Source organism: Rhodococcus sp. Z13 (assembly GCF_025837095.1).
Classification (GTDB): Bacteria; Actinomycetota; Actinomycetes; order Mycobacteriales; family Mycobacteriaceae; genus Rhodococcus; species Rhodococcus sacchari.
Genome location: NZ_CP107551.1, coordinates 3,166,515 through 3,183,522 on the forward strand (window position 1 = coordinate 3,166,515; position 17,008 = coordinate 3,183,522).

Consider the following 17,008-nt stretch of genomic DNA (forward strand, 5'->3'; position numbering starts at 1 on the left):
TCGAACCCTTCGGGGGCCACGGAACGCCGGCGGGGACCGGCGTCCACCGACGGCGACGGCCCCGGGAGACGAAAGGTGGCGTGGTGAACGAACTTCCCGTTGAGAACGTCCTGCGGACCGACACGACGGCGATGAGAACCTTCGGGGTGCGGGCCGACGCCCTGGCCGCACGGCTGCTCGAGGCCGCCGCGCGGACCCGGCAGGGCGACCCCGGTCCGGCGGTCACCGCCCTGGGTCCCGTCGCGGCGGGCTTCCTGGCCGCGGTCACCGCGACGCACGCCGCGCACGTGCGGGAACTGGGCCGCCTCGGTGAGCTCGTCGCCGGGATCGGGACGAATGCCGTCGCGTCGGCCGACGCCTACGACCGCACCGTCGCCGACACCGAGGCACGGCTGCAGGCCGGGACGGAGAACCTGTGATCGTCGCCGGGAACGACCCGCTCGTCGCGCCGCTCACCGACCTGCTGAACGCCTTCGGTCCCGCTCCTGCACCCGGGACGGAGACCGCCGACCTCGTCCGTCTCGGCGCACAGTGGGCCGAGGAGGTGTACGCGGAGGGCAGCACGGCCGTCGCCGAACTGGCCTGGGCGTGGACCGGCACCGCGGCCACCGAGGCGATCGGAAGCGTCGAGCGGGTGCTCGGCGACGTGCTCACCGCCGCGGACCGGGGCCTCGCCCTGGCCGAACTCGTCCTCGAGGGAACCGTCACCGTGGCGACGGGCGCGGCCGAACTGATGCGCATCGTCGACTCCTTCGTCGCCTTCGCGCGGCAGGCCGCGCCGGTGGCAGCCCTGCCGCAGGGACAGCTGATGCTGCTCACCGTGGCGGTCGAGCACCTCGTCGCCGGCCTGGACGTACTGACCCGGACCACCGCGACCCTCGCCGACCTCACCGAACGGGCCACGGCGCTCACGCCGGAGATCCCCGCCGATCCACAAGCGGACCACCCCGGCCCCGTCCTGAACGCCTTCGACGGCGATCCGGCACGAAACGGGGTGGAAGTGGTGCTTCCGGACGGCAGTGTCAGCCGCGCACCCAACGAGACCGCGGCGGCCGCCGTGCGGCACGCCCTCTCCCAGCAGGGCACCCCCTACGTGTGGGGCGGCACCTCCCCCGGCGCGGGGCTCGACTGCAGCGGCCTGACGCAGTACGCCTACGGGCAGGCCGGGGTCGAGTTGCCGCGCCTGGCCCAGGAGCAGGACGTCGGTGCCCGGGTCGATCCCGCGGCCGTCCTGCCCGGCGACCTCGCCGTCTGGGACGGCCACGTCGCAATGGTCGTCGGCAACGGGATGATGATCGAGGCCGGGGATCCGGTGTCGGTCACCCCGATCCGCACCACGAACGGGTCCATGGCGTTCCACGGCTTCTTCCGGCCCACCGGGAACTGAACCCGGCGGAGCGGAACCGTTCGGCGCCGCGGTGCGTCCAACCCGATATGGACAGCACCACGGAACCGATCACAGCGACCGCTCACAACCGGGCGGGAACCGTCTCGGTGCGCACGACCGACGGTGGCCTGCCGGTCGACCTGCGCATCGACCCCTCCGAGTTGCGGTACGGCGCGGCGCAGCTCGCCGAACAGATCGTGGCCCTGAACCGGCGGGCCGCCCGCGAGGCCGCGGTGATCCGCGGCGAGCAGCTCACCGCCGCCGGGGTGCCCCGGCACATCCTCACCCGGATGGGGCTGCCCACCCGCGCGGACCTCGCCGACACAGAGCAGGAACGGATATGGCAGGAACGGATATGAGCGAACAACTGGTCGAGGAGATCGTCGAACGGGCCCGGGCACGCCTCGACGCCCTCGAACACACGGTGGAATCCCTGCAGGCGCTCGAGGTGTCGGCGCAGAGCCCCGACGGCCGGGTCGTGGCCCGGGTGGACGGCTCCGGGGCGCTCGTGGGCCTGCACCTGGCCGAGCCGATCCGCGGCGCCGACGTGCGGGAACTGGCCGCGACGATCCTTGCGACGGTGCACGAGGCGGCGCGGGCGGCGGCCGCGGACCGGGTCGCACGGATGGACCGGCTGCGCGATGCACTGCACTGACAACTGCGCACCGCGCGGCACCGCCCCGATCTTCTGCCGCCCCCGGCTATATTCTGCGGCCCGAGATGGCTAGGCTTCCCGCCATGGCTGGAGACATCGTCCCGATCGAGCTCTGTCTCACCGACGGCAACGTCGTGACGCTGTGGGTGCCACGCTGGCGCGACGGGGACGACGAGTGGCAGGCGTTCCTCGGCCACGGCGACGACCTGTACGTCTTCCCCGGTGTCGCCGAGCTGGTGGCCTTCGTCCGGTCCGGCGCCGACAACGACCTCGCCGACCACGAGACGTGGCCGGTCGTGTCGAAACTCGCCGCGTCGGAGTTCGAACCCGACGAGCTGCACCGGTTCGACGTGGTGGGCGTCCCCGAACTCGTCGCCGAGCGTCCCGAACCCCTCGTCGTGTCGAAGCTGCAGGACGTCTTCGACGTCGTGGCCGGTCTTGGCGACGCCTGCGAACTCGACGCCGTCACGTCCTTCTTCGAGCGGCCCGAGATCGCCGCGGTCGTGGACCACGGGCCGTCGGCGTTCCAGGACCGGGCCGGCCGCGACCTGTGGAACGAGGTGGGCCGCGCGGTCGTCGACGACTGGGACGCGGTGATCGACGCCCTCGACGGCGCGGTGAGCACCCCCGACGTCGCCGCGGCAGCGGTGTCGGAGGCCGAATCGGAGCTGGTCGCGGCCGACGAGAACGAGGTCGAGATCGACGACACCGTGGAGGACGTCGACTCCGACGACGAATACGAGTTCGTCGACACCGACGAGGACGAGGACGAAGACGACTTCTGGGTAGGGGTGGGCATCGATCCCGTCCGGATCATCACCACCGAGGGCAGCCTGTACACCCTGCGCTGCTACCTCGACGACGACGCCCTGTTCCTCGGCAGCGAGGGCACGATCTACGTCTTCCCGTCCGAACGCGCACTCGCCCGCTACCTGGCCGACAACCACGACCACGACCTCGCGGGCCTGGAGACCTACGACGAACTGCGGGTCGCGGCGATCGACGGTTCACTCGAGGTGACGGTCTCCGACGACAACGTGTACGTGCTCACCGGCATCGCCGACGACATCACCGAGGGTGTCGACGCCGTCGATCCCGAACAGCTCGAGCTGGCGGTCGAGCTGTTCACCGACGCCGCCGACTACGCGGACGACGACTCGACCGATGCCGCGCTGGCCGCGTCGACGGAGCTGGGCTGGTTCGTCGCCTACGTGCTCGAACCCGACTCGGGTCGTCGGCCGCCGTCGCCGCCGTTCGACGCCGAGGCGCTCGCCTGGCGCGAACTCGAGCGCGAGTTCGAGGCCCGGCTGCGCAGGTTCTGACCGCACCGCGGTCGCGCAGGTTCCGACCGCACCGCGGTCACGCAGATTCCGACCGTCAACCCACGAGCACGGCGTAGCCGGGCTTGATCACGTCGTCGATCAGGGCGAGGCGCTGGTCGAACGGGATGAAGGCCGACTTCATGGCGTTGATGGTGAACCGCTCGAGGTCGGTCCAGCCGTAACCGAACGTCTCGGCGAGCCGCACCATCTCCTTCGTCATCGTCGTGTCGCTCATCAACCGGTTGTCGGTGTTGACGGTGACGCGGAACCGCAGCCGCGCGAGCAGGTCGAAGGGATGCTCGGCGAGGGTGCGCACCGCACCGGTCTGCACGTTGGAGGACGGGCACAGCTCGAGCGGGATGCGCTTGTCGCGAACGTAGTTCGCCAGCAGCCCGAGCGTCGCGGTGCCGTCGTCGTGGACGTCGATGTCGTCGACGATGCGCACGCCGTGCCCGAGCCGGTCGGTGCCGCAGAACGCGACGGCCTCGTGGATGGACGGCAGACCGAAGGCCTCCCCGGCGTGAACGGTGAAGTGGGCGTTGGCCGCGCGGGTGTACTCGAAGGCGTCGAGGTGCCGGCTGGGTGGGTTCCCGGCCTCGGCACCGGCGATGTCGAAGCCCACCACACCGCGGTCCCGGAAACGCACCGCGAGTTCCGCGATCTCACGGGAGCGCGCGGCGTGACGCATCGCGGTGAGCAGGCAGCCCACCCGGATGGTGCGCCCGCTCGCCTCCACCTCCGACTCGCCGGCGCGGAAACCTTCGAGGACGTGCTCGACGACCTCGTCGAGGGTCAGGCCGCGCTCGAGATGCTGCTCCGGCGCGAACCGCACCTCCGCGTACACGACTCCGTCGTCGGCGAGGTCGACGACGCACTCCCGCGCCACCCGTTCGAGACCCTCGGCGGTCTGCATGACCGCGACGGTGTGCGCGAAGGTCTCGAGATACCGCTCGAGCGACCCGCTGTCGGCGGACTCGCGGAACCAGCGGGCGATGTCGGCCTCGTCGTCGGCGGGCAACGACCAGCCGCACGCGTCGGCGAGTTCGAGCACCGTGGCGGGCCGCAACCCGCCGTCGAGGTGATCGTGCAGGAGCACCTTGGGAGCGGTGCGGACGAGTTCCGGAGTGGGCCGACCGTTCATGCCCCCGGACGGTAGTCGTCTACGGGGCGATCCGCTCGACGACGAGCGGACGGGGTTCCGGTGCGGTGTCGGAGATCCGGATCCCGGCCCGGAGGCCGGCAAGCGCGTCGGGGATGCGGCCCGGCGTGTCGGTGTGCACGGTGAGCAGCGGCTGCCCGGCACGTACCCGCTCGCCCCGCACCGCATGCAGTTCGACACCGGCGCCGGCCTGCACCGGCTGCCCCTGGCGTTCGCGGCCCGCCCCGAGACGCCAGGCCGCCTTCCCTACGGCGAGCGCGTCGAGCTCGGCGACCACACCGTCCTCCTCGGCGTACAGGGTCTCGGTGTGCGTGGCGACCGGCAACGGTGCGTCCGGGTCGCCGCCCTGCGCGGCGATCATCGCGCGCCAGCGGTCCATCGCGGAGCCGTCCCGGAGCCGGTCGGCGGGGTCGTCGTCGATACCGACGGCGGCGAGCATCTCCCGGGCGAGGGCGAGGGTCAGTTCGACGACGTCGTCCGGACCGCCACCGGCGAGCACCTCGATCGACTCCCTCACCTCCAGCGCGTTGCCCGCGGTGCGCCCGAGCGGGGTGTCCATGCGGGTGATCAGGGCCGTGGTGGGCAGCCCCTCGTCGGTGCCGAGCTCGACCATGGTGCGGGCCAGCTCGCGTGCCTCACCGAGCTCGGTGACGAAGGCCCCGCTGCCGACCTTGACGTCGAGGACCAGGGCACCGGTACCCTCGGCGATCTTCTTGCTCATGATCGAACTCGCGATGAGCGGGATCGACTCGACGGAGCCGGTGACGTCGCGCAGGGCGTAGAGCTTGCGGTCGGCCGGGGCGAGGTCGGCGCTCGCCGCGCACACCACAGCGCCGACGGCGGGATCGGACAGGATCCGCGCGACCTCGGCGGTGTCGAGGTCGGCCCGCCAGCCGGGGATCGCCTCGAGCTTGTCGAGGGTGCCGCCGGTGTAGCCGAGACCCCGGCCGGACAGCTGCGGGACCGCGGCGCCGCAGGCCGCGACGAGCGGGGCCAGCGGCAGCGTGATCTTGTCGCCCACGCCACCGGTGGAGTGCTTGTCGACGGTGCGCAGCCCGATGCCGGAGAAGTCGAGGCGCCGGCCGGAGTCGATCATGGCGGCGGTCCACCGGGCCGTCTCGGCCCGGCTCATCCCGCGGAACCACACCGCCATCGCGAGGGCCGCCATCTGGGCGTCGGAGATCACGTCGTGGGTGAACGCCCGGATCACCCAGTCGATCTCGGCGCCGCTGAGTTCCTCACCGTCCCTCTTGCGGCGGATGAGGGTGACGATGTCAGGCATCCGCTCCCCCTTCCTCGCGCACAGCAGTGTCACGGGCTGCGGCGCTCGCGCGCACAGCGGTGTCACGGGCTGCGGCGCTCGCGCGCACAGCGGCCAGATCGTCGGGGCCGAACGCGTCGGGAAGAAGGTCGGACAGGGGGCGCGGGCCGCTGTGGGTGTCGACCCAGAGGGCCGGTCCACCGTGTTCGAGGAGCAGCTGGCGGCACCGGCCGCAGGGGGTGATGACGTGCCCCCGGGCGTCGCACACGGCCACTGCGAGAAGGTGTCCCCCACCACCGCAGATCAAGTTACCGACGAGTACACATTCGGCACAAAGACCTATGCCGTGTGAGACATTTTCCACATTGCACCCGAGGACGATCCGACCGTCGTCCACCAGCCCGGCCGCCCCCACCGGGAACTCCGAATACGGAGCATAGGCACGCTCCATAGCCTCATGTGCTTTGGCGCGCAACAATTTCCAGTCCACATCCGGCATGGTTCCCCATCCTGTCACGGTGGTGCGGGTGACGGTAGACGAGCCCCACCGCACCAGATCACAATTGGAAAGGCAAACCTAACTTCGGTTTTGGGGGCCCGTACGAATCAGGCGGGGAATTAGTTCCCGACTTTGGGATGGGTCTAGAGTCGAGCCAAGTCGGTTCAGGTTCACGTCGGGCCCGTACTGCGGAATCCCCCCGGTAGGAGCGGCTCGGCGCGTCCACCATTGACGTTGGAGGCACAGCACTCGATGAGCAGCACGACTGAAGCCGCCCCCGCATCGCCGGGGCGCACACGGTCGCTTTACCGGGGAGATCCCGGCATGTGGTCCTGGGTTTTGCACCGGATCACCGGCGTGGCGACGTTCTTCTTCCTTTTCGTCCACGTCCTCGACACCGCCCTCGTCCGGGTCAACCCCGAGACGTACGACTCGGTGATCGAAACCTACAAGAATCCCGTCGTCGGCCTGATGGAGCTGGCGCTGGTAGCGATGGTTCTCTACCACGCTCTCAACGGTCTGCGGGTCATGCTCGTCGACTTCTGGTCGAAGGGCCCGAAGTACCAGCGGGTGATGCTCTGGACGATCCTTGCGATCTGGTTCGTGGTGATGATCCCCGGCGCCATTCGCATCTTCTACAACATGTTTGCGGAGCACTGACATGACCGAAGCGAAGACCCTCGGCACGGCCTACGACCGGCCCGCCGGCCTGGACAACCCGCGCGCGCCGCGCCGCGCCGCGAAGAACAACTTCGAGCTCTACGCCTGGTTGTTCATGCGCCTGTCCGGCCTGGCTCTGATCATCCTGGTGCTCGGTCACCTGTTCATCATGCTGATGCTCGACGACGGCGTGCACCGGATCAACTTCGCCTTCGTCGCGGGGCGCTGGTCCAGCCCGTTCTGGCAGGTCTGGGACCTGTCGATGCTGTGGCTCGCCCAGCTTCACGGCGGTAACGGTCTGCGCACGGTCATCGCGGACTACGCACGTAAGGACTCCACCCGGTTCTGGCTCAACACGATCCTCGTCGTGTCGATGATCCTGATCATGGGTCTGGGCACCTACGTGATCTTCACCTTCGACCCCAACATCCCGGCGAGCTAGGGGAGCCGAACCTTCATGCAGGAACATCGTTACGACGTAGTCATCGTCGGCGCCGGCGGCGCCGGCATGCGTGCGGCCATCGAAGCGGGCCCGCGTGCTCGCACGGCGGTGCTCACCAAGCTCTACCCGACGCGCAGCCACACCGGCGCGGCCCAGGGCGGCATGTGCGCCGCGCTGGCGAACGTCGAGGAAGACAACTGGGAGTGGCACACCTTCGACACCGTCAAGGGTGGTGACTACCTGGTCGACCAGGACGCCGCGGAGATCATGGCCAAGGAGGCCATCGACGCCGTCCTCGACCTCGAGAAGATGGGCCTTCCGTTCAACCGGACGCCCGAGGGCAAGATCGACCAGCGTCGCTTCGGTGGCCACACCCGCGACCACGGCAAGGCCCCGGTCCGTCGCGCGTGCTACGCCGCCGACCGCACGGGTCACATGATTCTGCAGACCCTCTACCAGAACTGCGTCAAGCACGACGTCGAGTTCTTCAACGAGTTCTACGCGCTCGACATCGCGCTCACCGAGACCGACGAGGGCCCGGTCGCGACCGGCGTCATCGCCTACGAACTCGCCACCGGTGAGATCCACGTCTTCCACGCGAAGTCCATCGTCTTCGCGACGGGCGGCTCGGGCCGCATGTACAAGACGACGTCGAACGCCCACACCCTCACCGGTGACGGCCTCGGCATCATCTTCCGCAAGGGTCTGCCGCTGGAGGACATGGAGTTCCACCAGTTCCATCCGACGGGCCTGGCCGGTCTCGGCATCCTCATCTCGGAGGCCGTGCGCGGTGAGGGCGGCATCCTCCGCAACGCCGACGGCGAGCGGTTCATGGAGCGCTACGCCCCCACCATCAAGGACCTCGCGCCGCGCGACATCGTCGCCCGCTCGATGGTGCTCGAGGTGCTCGAGGGCCGCGGTGCCGGACCGAACAAGGACTACGTCTACATCGACGTGACCCACCTCGGCGAGGACGTCCTCGAGGAGAAGCTCCCGGACATCACCGAGTTCTCCCGCACCTACCTGGGTGTCGACCCGGTCACCGAGCTCGTGCCGGTCTACCCGACCTGCCACTACGTCATGGGCGGTATCCCCACCACCGTCAACGGCGAGGTGCTCCGCAACAACACCGAGATCGTCAAGGGCCTGTACGCCGCCGGTGAGTGCGCGTGCGTGTCCGTCCACGGCGCGAACCGCCTGGGCACCAACTCGTTGCTCGACATCAACGTGTTCGGCCGCCGCGCCGGCATCGCTGCCGCCGAGTACGCGAACGGCACCAAGCACGTGCCGCTGCCGGAGACGCCGACGAAGTACGTCGACGAGTGGCTCGATCTCATCCTGCACCAGGGCGGCAAGGAGCGGGTGGCCGACATCCGCGCCGAGCTGCAGCAGTCGATGGACAACAACGCCTCGGTGTTCCGCACCGAGGAGACGCTGACCCAGGCGCTCAACGACATCCACGCGCTGAAGAAGCGCTACAAGGAGATCACGGTCCACGACAAGGGCAAGCGCTACAACAGCGACCTGCTCGAGGCCCTGGAGCTCGGCTTCCTCCTGGAGATGGCCGAGGTCACGGTCGTCGGTGCGCTCAACCGCAAGGAGTCGCGTGGCGGTCACGCCCGCGAGGACTACCCGAAGCGCGACGACGAGAACTTCCTCAAGCACACCATGGCGTACAAGGTGGGCGAGGACCTCATCTCCGACATTCGCCTGGACTACAAGCCGGTGGTCCAGACCCGGTACGAGCCCATGGAGCGTAAGTACTGATGACTACGATCGAGAAGACCGACTCGGGCGCCACGTCGCTGCCACCCGTGCCCGAGGGCGCGGTGATGGTCACGCTCAAGATCGCTCGGTTCAACCCGGAGGACGGCAAGGGTCAGCACTGGGACACCTTCCAGGTCCCGGCTCTGCCCTCCGACCGCATGCTCAACCTGCTGCTGTACGTGAAGGGCTACCTGGACGGCACCCTGACGTTCCGCCGCAGCTGCGCCCACGGTGTGTGCGGCTCGGACGCCATGCGCATCAACGGCGTGAACCGTCTCGCCTGCAAGATCCTCATGAAGGACATGCTACCCAAGGACGGCAAGCCGGTGACCATCACCGTCGAGCCGATCCGCGGCCTGCCCGTCGAGAAGGATCTCGTGGTGGACATGGAGCCCTTCTTCGACGCCTACCGCGCCGTGAAGCCGTTCCTCATCACCTCGGGTAACGAGCCGACGCGTGAGCGGATCCAGTCGCAGGCCGACCGGCACCGCTTCGACGACACCACCAAGTGCATCCTGTGCGCCTGCTGCACCACCTCGTGCCCGGTGTACTGGAGCGACGGCAGCTACTTCGGCCCCGCGGCGATCGTCAACGCGCACCGGTTCATCTTCGATTCGCGTGACGAGGGTGCCGCCGAGCGTCTGGACATCCTCAACGACAAGGAAGGCGTGTGGCGCTGCCGCACCACCTTCAACTGCACCGACGCGTGCCCTCGCGGCATCCAGGTGACGAAGGCGATCCAGGAGGTCAAGCGCGCGCTGATGTTCGCTCGCTGATCACTCTTCGCAGGAAGGCGGGTCCGTCCCTCTCGGGACGGACCCGCCTTTCTTCGTGCCGGGGCCCGTTCTCCTTCTCCCCTGTCGGCCCCTACCGACCCAGGATGCGGCGCAGTTGCCGGGCCTGTGCGGCGAGATCCCCCTCGGCGGTGAACAGCTCGGTCTCGTCGACGCACAGGTCGTCGGTCCACCACACCGTCCGGTGCCGCAACCGGTACCAGGGTCCGCGCGAGGTGTGGGCCGCGGGCGCGAAGTGCACCGTCAGTTCCATCGTGGGGATCGGCACGGGTGTCGTGCGGACGGCGAACAGTCCCGGCGGCAGCGCGTCGAGCAGGATCGCGGCGCGTTCGGCGCCGGTGAGTTCCGGCTCGGGCAGCAGGCGGATCCAGACGTCGAATCCGGGTTCCGCTCCCCCGGCGAAGGGGCGGGCCGCGTCGACGGGCCGGATCTCGAGGTGTTGGGAGAACGGGACGAAGTCGACGGGGATGTCGAGCACCGCGAAGTCCTCCGGGTCGGCCCCGACGTCGAGCCGCGGTCCGTGCTCGGGGCCCGTCCGGGTGCGCGACAGGCGTACCAGTGCGACGGCCGAATCGTCCAGCAGGACGGTCGTTCCGGGGGATCGGCCGTCGCGGTCGACCCGGACGGTGGGTGCCACCGGCCCCGGCCGGACGGGGTGGTGGAAGTGCGCGGTGGCCGATTGGGGGACGGCTCCGGTGCCGACGCTCGCGGCCCGAAGCATCGCGGCGAGCACCAGGCCGCCGTGGATGCCGTCGAAGGCGCGCCAGGTCTCGTCGAACCGGACGGGGAACGGGGTGAGGGTGGTGGTCATGGGCTCTGCTCCCGGGACGGAGCGGGCACCGCGGCGAACACGGCGCACCGCTGACTTCGGATTCGTATAGTCAGAGTGTGGACCCTGACTATGGATTGCACAAGTCAGCGGGTAGTCTGGAGTACATGGAGACGGCACGACTGGACGGTTTCCTGGCCGATCGGGACGCATGGCGGCCCACGGAGTGCTCCATCGCCAAGGCCATGGACGTGATCGGCACCAGGTCCGCGATCCTCATCCTCCGCGAGGCCTACTACGGCACGACCCGCTTCGACCACTTCGTCCGACGCGTGGGGATCACAGAGGCGGTCGCCGCCGCACGGCTCCGCGAGCTCACCGCCGAGGGACTGCTCGAGCGACGGCCCTACAAGGAGCCGGGACAACGCACCCGACACGAGTACGTGCTGACGGAGAAGGGACGCGATCTGCTGCCGGCGGTGCTCGCTCTGATGCAGTGGGGCGACAAGTACCTGCAGGGCGTCCACGGCGCCCCACTGACCCTCACGGACGACACGACGGGCGAAGCCGTGCGGATCGAGATCCGCAGCGAGTCGGGCCGCCCCGTACCCCTGGGAGAACTGCGCGTCGTCCCCAATTTCACCGAGCAGCAGGCCCGGGAGACGCGAGACGTCCGGTGAGTGAGATGCGAACCGAGTGAGATGTGGACGAGGCCGGTGCAGCCGTCTACCGCTTGCGGCGGAAGAGGGTACCCGCCAGCCATCCGGCCGCGAAGACGACGACGAGCACGAGCCACAGCGGCGCCTGCACGGAGATCCACAGCAGGTCGATGCTGGTGCTGTTGCGGTTCTGCAGGATGAACACCGCGGCGGCCACCACGAGCAGGGCCGCGACAATCGTGCGGGGCGTGATCTGCAGCGGGCCGATCGATCGGCCGGACTCGAGGGTCGTCGTCTTCTTGCTCACCAGCCCATCCTGGTTCACCGACCCTCGATCCGCCAGGGTGAGACGGTTTTTCACCCCACGGCTTTTCACCCCACGGCGACGCGTCAGCGACGCCGGAACCGGGCCCCGGCGAGGAGACCGCTGACGAGGCCCGCGCCCAGTAGGGCCAGGCCGCGGCGCGCGTCGATGCCCTCCTTGACGACGAGCCGGGGCGTGATGACCGCGGCCTGGGGCGCGGGGCGGTGCGCCAGCGCCAGGGTCTCGTGGGAGGACGCCGCGAAGGCGGTGCAGAACAGCACCAGGCGGGCGGTGAGATTCCCGAAGACGAGGATGCCCAGGATCGGGCCGAAGGCGACACCGGCGGGACCGTCGAGGACCCGTTCGAGATAGTACGAACCCACCTGCTTGAGCAGTTCGAAGCCGATCGCGGCGATCGCGCCGGAGACGAGGGCGCTCCGGAAGGTCACGGGCTCGCGGGGCAGCCGCGCGATCACCCAGGTGAAGACGATCGTCGTGGCGAGTACCGCAACGACGAGCGCGAGCACCCGCAGCCCGACACCGACCCCGACGAGGTTCTCCATGCCGAGCAGGCGCACGATGCGCGGTGCGACCGAGCCGCTGCTGAGCGCGGACAGGCCGAGCGAGACGGCCATCGCCAGCCCCAGGCTGAGCAGCGCGCCGGCGTCGCGGAGTTTGACGACGGCGAAGTTGCCCTTGGGCCGGGGGTGGTCCCACATCGCGGTGAGGGCGTCGCGCAGGTTCGAGATCCATCCGAGACCCGCGTAGGCAGCGGTGAGCAGGCCGATGACACCGACGGCGCCACGGGACTGGATCGCGGAGTCGATCAGGTCCTCCACGGTGCCGCCGAGTTCACCGGGAATGTTCTCCTCGATGATCGAGCGGATGTCGTCGAGCAGTTCCGGCCGTCCGGCCAGGACGAAACCGGCGATCGAGAACACGACCATGATGATCGGCACGATCGACAGCACCGTGAAGTAGGTGAGGCCGGCGGCGTAGTAGTCGCCCTTGCGTTCCTGGTAGCGGTTCGCGGCCCGGAGCACACGACCGAGTAGCGGATGGGCGGCCCGCTGACGGTCGAGAAAACTCCGCTTGTCGTCGTCGGGCTCGCCCGCCATCCGGTCTCTCCTCAGGTCTTAGGTGCGCGGCAGGAAACCCACCTTGTCATAGACCTGCGCCAATGTGCGGGAGGCGACCTCGCGGGCCCGTTCGGCACCGTGGGCGAGGATGCGGTTGAGCTCCGCCGGGTCGGTCAGATACTCGTCGACCTTCGCGCGGATGGGGGTGACGAATTCGGTGAGCACCTCGGCGGTGTCGGCCTTCAGGTCGCCGTAGCCCTTGCCCTCGTAGCCCGCGACGAGTTCGTCGATGCTGCGTCCGGACAGTGCCGACTGGATGGTGAGCAGGTTCGACACGCCGGGCTTGTTCTCGCGGTCGAAGCGGATCTCGCGCTCGTTGTCGGTGACCGCGGAGCGGATCTTCTTGGCGGAGACCTTCGGATCGTCGAGCAGGTTGATCAGGCCCGCGTCGGTGGCCGCGGACTTGCTCATCTTCGAGGTCGGATCCTGCAGGTCGTAGATCTTCGCGGTCTCCTTCACGATCATCGGTTCGGGCACGACGAAGGTCTTGCCGAAGCGGGAGTTGAAGCGCTGCGCGAGATCTCGCGTGAGTTCGAGGTGCTGACGCTGGTCCTCCCCCACCGGCACGTGGCTGGCGCGGTAGAGCAGGATGTCGGCGGCCATGAGGATCGGGTAGGTGAACAAGCCGACACCGGCGTGCTCGGTGCCCTGCTTGGCGGCCTTGTCCTTGAACTGCGTCATGCGGCTGGCCTCACCGAAACCGGTGATGCAGCTCAGGACCCAGGCGAGTTCGGCGTGCTCGGGCACCTGGCTCTGCACGAACAGAACGGACTTCTCGGGATCGATGCCGATGGCGAGCAGCTGCGCAACGGACACGAGGGTGCGCTTGCGCAGCAGCTTGGGCTCGTGCGGAACGGTGATCGCGTGCAGGTCGGGAATGAAGTAGAAGGCGTCGTTCTCGTCCTGCGCGGGAACCCACTGTGCCAGCGCCCCGAGGAAGTTCCCGAGATGGAACGAGTCCGAGGTGGGCTGGATGCCGGACAGCACACGGGGGCGGGCCTTCGGCTTCGTGGTGTTCTGTTCTGCAGTGCTCGACATGCAGTCGATGATTCCACGCAGCCTCGGCCGCGCTGCCACCGAGGTAGGGCGGTGTGTCGCTACCGGTCGAAGGTGACCGTGACGGGTGAGTGATCGGACCACCGCCGGTCGTAGCTCGCCGCGCGCTCGACGCGGGCCTCGACGGCCCGGTCGGCGAGCTTCGGGGTCACGAGGTGGTAGTCGATGCGCCAGCCGGCGTCGGTGTCGAAGGCCTTGCCGCGGTAGGACCACCAGGAGTAGGGGCCGGGCACGTCCCCGTGCAGGTCGCGGACCACGTCGCGCCAGCCCGCGTCGAGGAGTTCACCCACCCAGGCGCGCTCGTTCGGCAGGAAGCCGGACTTCTTGACGTTGCCCTTCCAGTTCTTGATGTCCCGTTCGGTGTGGGCGATGTTCCAGTCGCCGCACACCACCATGTCGCGGCCCGCGGCGGTCGCCTCGGCGTACCGCTCGGCGAGATAGGCCGCGAAGCTCTTCATGAAGTGTTCCTTCTCGTCCTGCTTCGGGGTCTGCGCCTCCCCGGTGGGCAGGTAGAGGCTGCCGACGGTGACGTCCCCGAAGTCGGCCTCGATGTAGCGTCCGGACGAGGCGAACTCGTCGACGTCGAAGCCGACGCGCACGGCGTCGGGTGCCACGCGGGAGAGGATCGCGACACCGGCGCGGCCCTTGGTCGCCGCCTCGGCGCCCGCACAGTGCCAGCCGGCCTCGAGCACGGGGGCGATCGCGGCGTGGAACTGCTTCTCGGTCGCACGCACCTCCTGCAGGCACACGATGTCGGCGGTCGTGGAGGCGAACCAGTCGACGAGGCCCTTGGTGGCGGCGGCGCGCACGCCGTTGACGTTCACGGTGGTGATGACGAGAGGCACCGGGTCACGTTAACCGATGCGGTCGGGCCGTTCGTCGCGCGCACCGGTCCACCCGGCGGAGCGACAGTGGTACGGGGGCTTCGAATCCCGGCTTTTCGCCCTAGACTGTTGTTGACGATGCAAGATGCATTACCTTGTCCGGCTGGACGTGACACCGTTCACGCCGAAACCGAAAGGGCACCGTATGACGGACGCACTCGACAGGTTCTTCGTCGAGGAGGTCACAAGCGGCGACGGTACGAGTTCCGCATCCCTCAACCTGAACGACAATCCCACCGTCCTTCTCGTGTGGGCCGCCAACAGCTTCAACCGGATCGCCTCCAGGCACTACCAGAACACCTACGGCATCAGCGCCATGGACTGGCGCATGCTCGTGATGCTGTGCAAGGAACCCGACGTCCCGGTCACCGCCGCCAGCCCCGCCGTGGGCTACGACAAGGGCGCGGTGAGCCGTGCGCTGAGCAAACTGGAGAAGCTCGGTCTCGCCGAGGCCAAGGCCAACGGGACGAATCCGCGCAGCCGCCTGTGGCACCTGACGCCGGCCGGATACGAACTGCACGACAGGATCCTCCGGGACGCGATCGAGCGGCACAAACGGACCCTGGACGGGTTCACCCCGGAGGAAGTGAACACGTTCAACGACCTGCTGCGACGTTTCCGCGAGAACGTCGACAACTTCCTCGAATGACGAATCGGGTCGGGCACCGTGACGGTGCCCGACCCGATTATTCCGGAATATGTTGCCCGCTAACCTCGGGCATTCATGCCGATTGAGCGGAAACCCGTGTCAATCACGAAGAATGATGCTCTGAGCTGGGATAATTCGACTTGCGAAGGTTGAATCAGTCCCAGTTCGAGGAGCACCATTCCGGTGAGCAAGTCTACGTCCCCCTATCCCCACCTGTCCGCATCAGCCACCGGAACCGGCCTCGTGTCGCATGCCGGAGCCGTCCTGCTGCTGCGCACCGCGGAGAAAACCGGACTTGCCACGGCATTGACGACCGAACTCGCACCGTATCGAAAGCCGTTGACCCGACACGATCCCGGCAAGATCGTCCTCGACCTCGCGGTATCCCTCGCACTCGGTGGGGACTGCCTCGCCGACATCGCACAACTGCGCGCTCACCCCGAACTGTTCGGTGCGGTGGCCTCCGACCCGACCGTCTCCCGCCTGATCAGCAGGTTGGCCGCCGACACCGACACCGCACTGGCCGCGATCGACCGGGCCCGCGCCACCGCCCGCTCCCACGCCTGGGCCGCTGCCGGCACATCGGCTCCCGACCATGCCATCGACGAAGCGCATCCGCTGGTCCTCGACATCGATGCCACCCTGGTCACCGCGCATTCCGAGAAGGAACAGGCCGCCCCGACGTTCAAGCGAGGGTTCGGTTTCCATCCGTTGTGCGCGTTCGTCGACCACGGCACCGGCGGTACCGGTGAACCCGTCGCGATGCTGCTGCGGCCGGGTAACTCGGGATCGAACACCGCCTCCGATCACATCACCGTGGTGCAGGACGCACTCGCACAGTTGCCGCTCGACCCGGCATACCGGGTCGGGAAGAAGGTACTGGTCCGTATCGACGGCGCCGGCGGTACCCACCACCTGATCGAGTACCTCACCAAGCGTCGCCTATCGTACTCGATCGGATTCGGGTTGACCGACGCCCACGCCGACGCGATCGATCTGGTTCCGGAACAGGCATGGACCCCGGCCTACGACGCCGACGGGCAGGTCCGCGACGGTGCCTGGATCACCGAGATCACCGACCTACTCGACCTGTCCACCTGGCCGAAAGGCATGCGGGTGATCGTCCGGAAGGAGCGCCCACACCCCGGTGCGCAGTTGCGGTTCACCGACCGCGACGGCCTACGCCTGACCGCGTTCGTGACGAACACCCGCCGCGGTCAGCTGCCAGATCTGGAGTTGCGGCATCGGCGACGGGCTCGGTGCGAGGACCGGATCCGGGCAGCGAAAGCCACCGGCTTGCAGAATCTTCCGTTGCACGGTTTCGACCAGAACCGCATCTGGTTGGCGCTCGTGCAACTGGCATGCGAGCTGCTCGCGTGGATGCAGATGCTCGCCTTGACCGAGGTTCCAGCGCGGCGGTGGGAACCGAAACGGCTGCGGCTGCGGTTGCTGTCGATCGCCGGGAAGATCGCCCGGCATGCCCGCCGTGTTCGTCTGCGACTGGCTGCGACAGCTCCGGATGTCGATCTTCTCGTGGCCAGCCTGAACCGGCTCGCAGCGCTACCTGCGCCTGCGTGACCTGCATGTACCAGTTTCATCGAG

At 68.5% G+C, this 17,008-nt stretch carries 19 protein-coding genes and 1 pseudogene; 12 read left to right on the forward strand and 8 right to left on the reverse strand.

Annotated features, from left to right (window positions below):
- The first annotated feature begins 83 nt into the window (after positions 1-83).
- The 5 genes from OED52_RS14590 to OED52_RS14610 all read left to right on the forward strand — a co-directional run bounded on the left by OED52_RS14590 (position 84) and on the right by OED52_RS14610 (position 3,364).
- Positions 84-419, forward strand: a complete 336-nt coding sequence (locus OED52_RS14590) for a type VII secretion target (RefSeq protein WP_264151578.1) — start codon at positions 84-86, stop codon at positions 417-419.
- Positions 416-1,387, forward strand: coding sequence for a C40 family peptidase (locus OED52_RS14595; protein ID WP_318841882.1), 972 nt, complete (start codon positions 416-418; stop codon positions 1,385-1,387). Before OED52_RS14590 ends, OED52_RS14595 begins: the two co-directional genes overlap by 4 nt.
- Positions 1,388-1,494: 107 nt before the next feature.
- Complete coding sequence (locus tag OED52_RS14600; protein ID WP_413247668.1) at positions 1,495-1,746, forward strand: hypothetical protein; 252 nt, start codon at positions 1,495-1,497, stop codon at positions 1,744-1,746.
- Positions 1,743-2,042 (forward strand): YbaB/EbfC family nucleoid-associated protein, encoded by a 300-nt coding sequence (locus OED52_RS14605; RefSeq protein ID WP_264151580.1) that lies wholly within the window; start codon positions 1,743-1,745, stop codon positions 2,040-2,042. Before OED52_RS14600 ends, OED52_RS14605 begins: the two co-directional genes overlap by 4 nt.
- Before the next feature lie 83 nt (positions 2,043-2,125).
- Positions 2,126-3,364 (forward strand): primosomal protein, encoded by a 1,239-nt coding sequence (locus OED52_RS14610; RefSeq protein WP_264151581.1) that lies wholly within the window; start codon positions 2,126-2,128, stop codon positions 3,362-3,364.
- Between the two features lie 55 nt (positions 3,365-3,419).
- Here OED52_RS14610 and OED52_RS14615 read toward each other — a convergent pair whose 3' ends face one another.
- From OED52_RS14615 to OED52_RS14625, 3 genes and pseudogenes are all read right to left on the reverse strand, one after another.
- Positions 3,420-4,505, reverse strand: coding sequence for an adenosine deaminase (locus OED52_RS14615; RefSeq protein ID WP_264151582.1), 1,086 nt, complete (start codon positions 4,503-4,505; stop codon positions 3,420-3,422).
- Between the two features lie 19 nt (positions 4,506-4,524).
- A complete protein-coding gene (locus OED52_RS14620; RefSeq protein WP_264151583.1) occupies positions 4,525-5,805 on the reverse strand; it encodes a thymidine phosphorylase in 1,281 nt (426 codons plus the stop codon).
- Positions 5,806-5,902: 97 nt separating this feature from the next.
- Positions 5,903-6,283, reverse strand: a pseudogene (locus OED52_RS14625) (cytidine deaminase); the annotation flags it as partial.
- 252 nt (positions 6,284-6,535) lie between these two features.
- Here OED52_RS14625 and sdhC point away from each other — a divergent pair.
- From sdhC to OED52_RS14645, 4 genes are read left to right on the forward strand one after another with little or no spacing between them, the layout of a single operon-like run.
- Entirely contained in the window at positions 6,536-6,943 is a 408-nt protein-coding gene (gene sdhC, locus OED52_RS14630) for a succinate dehydrogenase, cytochrome b556 subunit (RefSeq protein ID WP_264151584.1), read from the forward strand.
- Between the two features lies 1 nt (position 6,944).
- Complete coding sequence (locus OED52_RS14635; protein WP_264151585.1) at positions 6,945-7,385, forward strand: succinate dehydrogenase hydrophobic membrane anchor subunit; 441 nt, start codon at positions 6,945-6,947, stop codon at positions 7,383-7,385.
- A 15-nt stretch (positions 7,386-7,400) separates the two neighbouring features.
- The gene (sdhA, locus tag OED52_RS14640; RefSeq protein ID WP_264151586.1) at positions 7,401-9,152 is read left to right on the forward strand and encodes a succinate dehydrogenase flavoprotein subunit; all 1,752 of its coding nucleotides are present in this window, start codon (positions 7,401-7,403) and stop codon (positions 9,150-9,152) included.
- Entirely contained in the window at positions 9,152-9,928 is a 777-nt protein-coding gene (locus OED52_RS14645) for a succinate dehydrogenase iron-sulfur subunit (protein ID WP_264151587.1), read from the forward strand. The genes sdhA and OED52_RS14645 overlap by 1 nt, the downstream gene beginning before the upstream one ends.
- 91 nt (positions 9,929-10,019) lie before the next feature.
- On the opposite strand, the gene OED52_RS14650 is transcribed toward OED52_RS14645, so the two are convergent.
- Positions 10,020-10,757, reverse strand: a complete 738-nt coding sequence (locus tag OED52_RS14650) for an acyl-CoA thioesterase (RefSeq protein WP_264151588.1) — start codon at positions 10,755-10,757, stop codon at positions 10,020-10,022.
- A gap of 125 nt (positions 10,758-10,882) precedes the next feature.
- Between OED52_RS14650 and OED52_RS14655 the strand changes: the two genes are divergently transcribed.
- Positions 10,883-11,395: a winged helix-turn-helix transcriptional regulator gene (locus OED52_RS14655; RefSeq protein ID WP_264151589.1), complete on the forward strand. Its 513-nt coding sequence runs from the start codon at positions 10,883-10,885 to the stop codon at positions 11,393-11,395.
- Positions 11,396-11,441: 46 nt separating this feature from the next.
- Here OED52_RS14655 and OED52_RS14660 read toward each other — a convergent pair whose 3' ends face one another.
- From OED52_RS14660 to OED52_RS14675, 4 genes are all read right to left on the reverse strand, one after another.
- On the reverse strand, positions 11,442-11,681 hold the full coding sequence (locus OED52_RS14660) for a LapA family protein (RefSeq protein ID WP_264151590.1): 240 nt from the start codon (positions 11,679-11,681) through the stop codon (positions 11,442-11,444).
- 83 nt (positions 11,682-11,764) lie between these two features.
- On the reverse strand, positions 11,765-12,796 hold the full coding sequence (gene yhjD, locus OED52_RS14665; protein WP_264151591.1) for an inner membrane protein YhjD: 1,032 nt from the start codon (positions 12,794-12,796) through the stop codon (positions 11,765-11,767).
- 18 nt (positions 12,797-12,814) lie between these two features.
- Positions 12,815-13,855 (reverse strand): tryptophan--tRNA ligase, encoded by a 1,041-nt coding sequence (gene trpS / locus OED52_RS14670; protein ID WP_264151592.1) that lies wholly within the window; start codon positions 13,853-13,855, stop codon positions 12,815-12,817.
- Positions 13,856-13,914: 59 nt separating this feature from the next.
- Positions 13,915-14,718 (reverse strand): exodeoxyribonuclease III, encoded by an 804-nt coding sequence (locus tag OED52_RS14675; protein ID WP_264151593.1) that lies wholly within the window; start codon positions 14,716-14,718, stop codon positions 13,915-13,917.
- 184 nt (positions 14,719-14,902) lie between these two features.
- Between OED52_RS14675 and OED52_RS14680 the strand changes: the two genes are divergently transcribed.
- Positions 14,903-15,406: a MarR family winged helix-turn-helix transcriptional regulator gene (locus OED52_RS14680; protein WP_264151594.1), complete on the forward strand. Its 504-nt coding sequence runs from the start codon at positions 14,903-14,905 to the stop codon at positions 15,404-15,406.
- A gap of 183 nt (positions 15,407-15,589) precedes the next feature.
- Positions 15,590-16,984, forward strand: coding sequence for an IS1380 family transposase (locus OED52_RS14685; protein WP_039583925.1), 1,395 nt, complete (start codon positions 15,590-15,592; stop codon positions 16,982-16,984).
- Positions 16,985-17,008: the final 24 nt, after the last annotated feature.

Coding starts and splice junctions, on each gene's coding strand:
- OED52_RS14605 (WP_264151580.1), top strand. CDS start 1,743: ATGAGCGAACAACTGGTCGAGGAGATCGTCGAACGGGCCCGGGCACGC.
- OED52_RS14610 (WP_264151581.1), top strand. CDS start 2,126: ATGGCTGGAGACATCGTCCCGATCGAGCTCTGTCTCACCGACGGCAAC.
- OED52_RS14615 (WP_264151582.1), bottom strand. CDS start 4,505: ATGAACGGTCGGCCCACTCCGGAACTCGTCCGCACCGCTCCCAAGGTG.
- OED52_RS14620 (WP_264151583.1), bottom strand. CDS start 5,805: ATGCCTGACATCGTCACCCTCATCCGCCGCAAGAGGGACGGTGAGGAA.
- sdhC (WP_264151584.1), top strand. CDS start 6,536: ATGAGCAGCACGACTGAAGCCGCCCCCGCATCGCCGGGGCGCACACGG.
- OED52_RS14635 (WP_264151585.1), top strand. CDS start 6,945: ATGACCGAAGCGAAGACCCTCGGCACGGCCTACGACCGGCCCGCCGGC.
- sdhA (WP_264151586.1), top strand. CDS start 7,401: ATGCAGGAACATCGTTACGACGTAGTCATCGTCGGCGCCGGCGGCGCC.
- OED52_RS14645 (WP_264151587.1), top strand. CDS start 9,152: ATGACTACGATCGAGAAGACCGACTCGGGCGCCACGTCGCTGCCACCC.
- OED52_RS14650 (WP_264151588.1), bottom strand. CDS start 10,757: ATGACCACCACCCTCACCCCGTTCCCCGTCCGGTTCGACGAGACCTGG.
- OED52_RS14655 (WP_264151589.1), top strand. CDS start 10,883: ATGGAGACGGCACGACTGGACGGTTTCCTGGCCGATCGGGACGCATGG.
- yhjD (WP_264151591.1), bottom strand. CDS start 12,796: ATGGCGGGCGAGCCCGACGACGACAAGCGGAGTTTTCTCGACCGTCAG.
- trpS (WP_264151592.1), bottom strand. CDS start 13,855: ATGTCGAGCACTGCAGAACAGAACACCACGAAGCCGAAGGCCCGCCCC.
- OED52_RS14680 (WP_264151594.1), top strand. CDS start 14,903: ATGACGGACGCACTCGACAGGTTCTTCGTCGAGGAGGTCACAAGCGGC.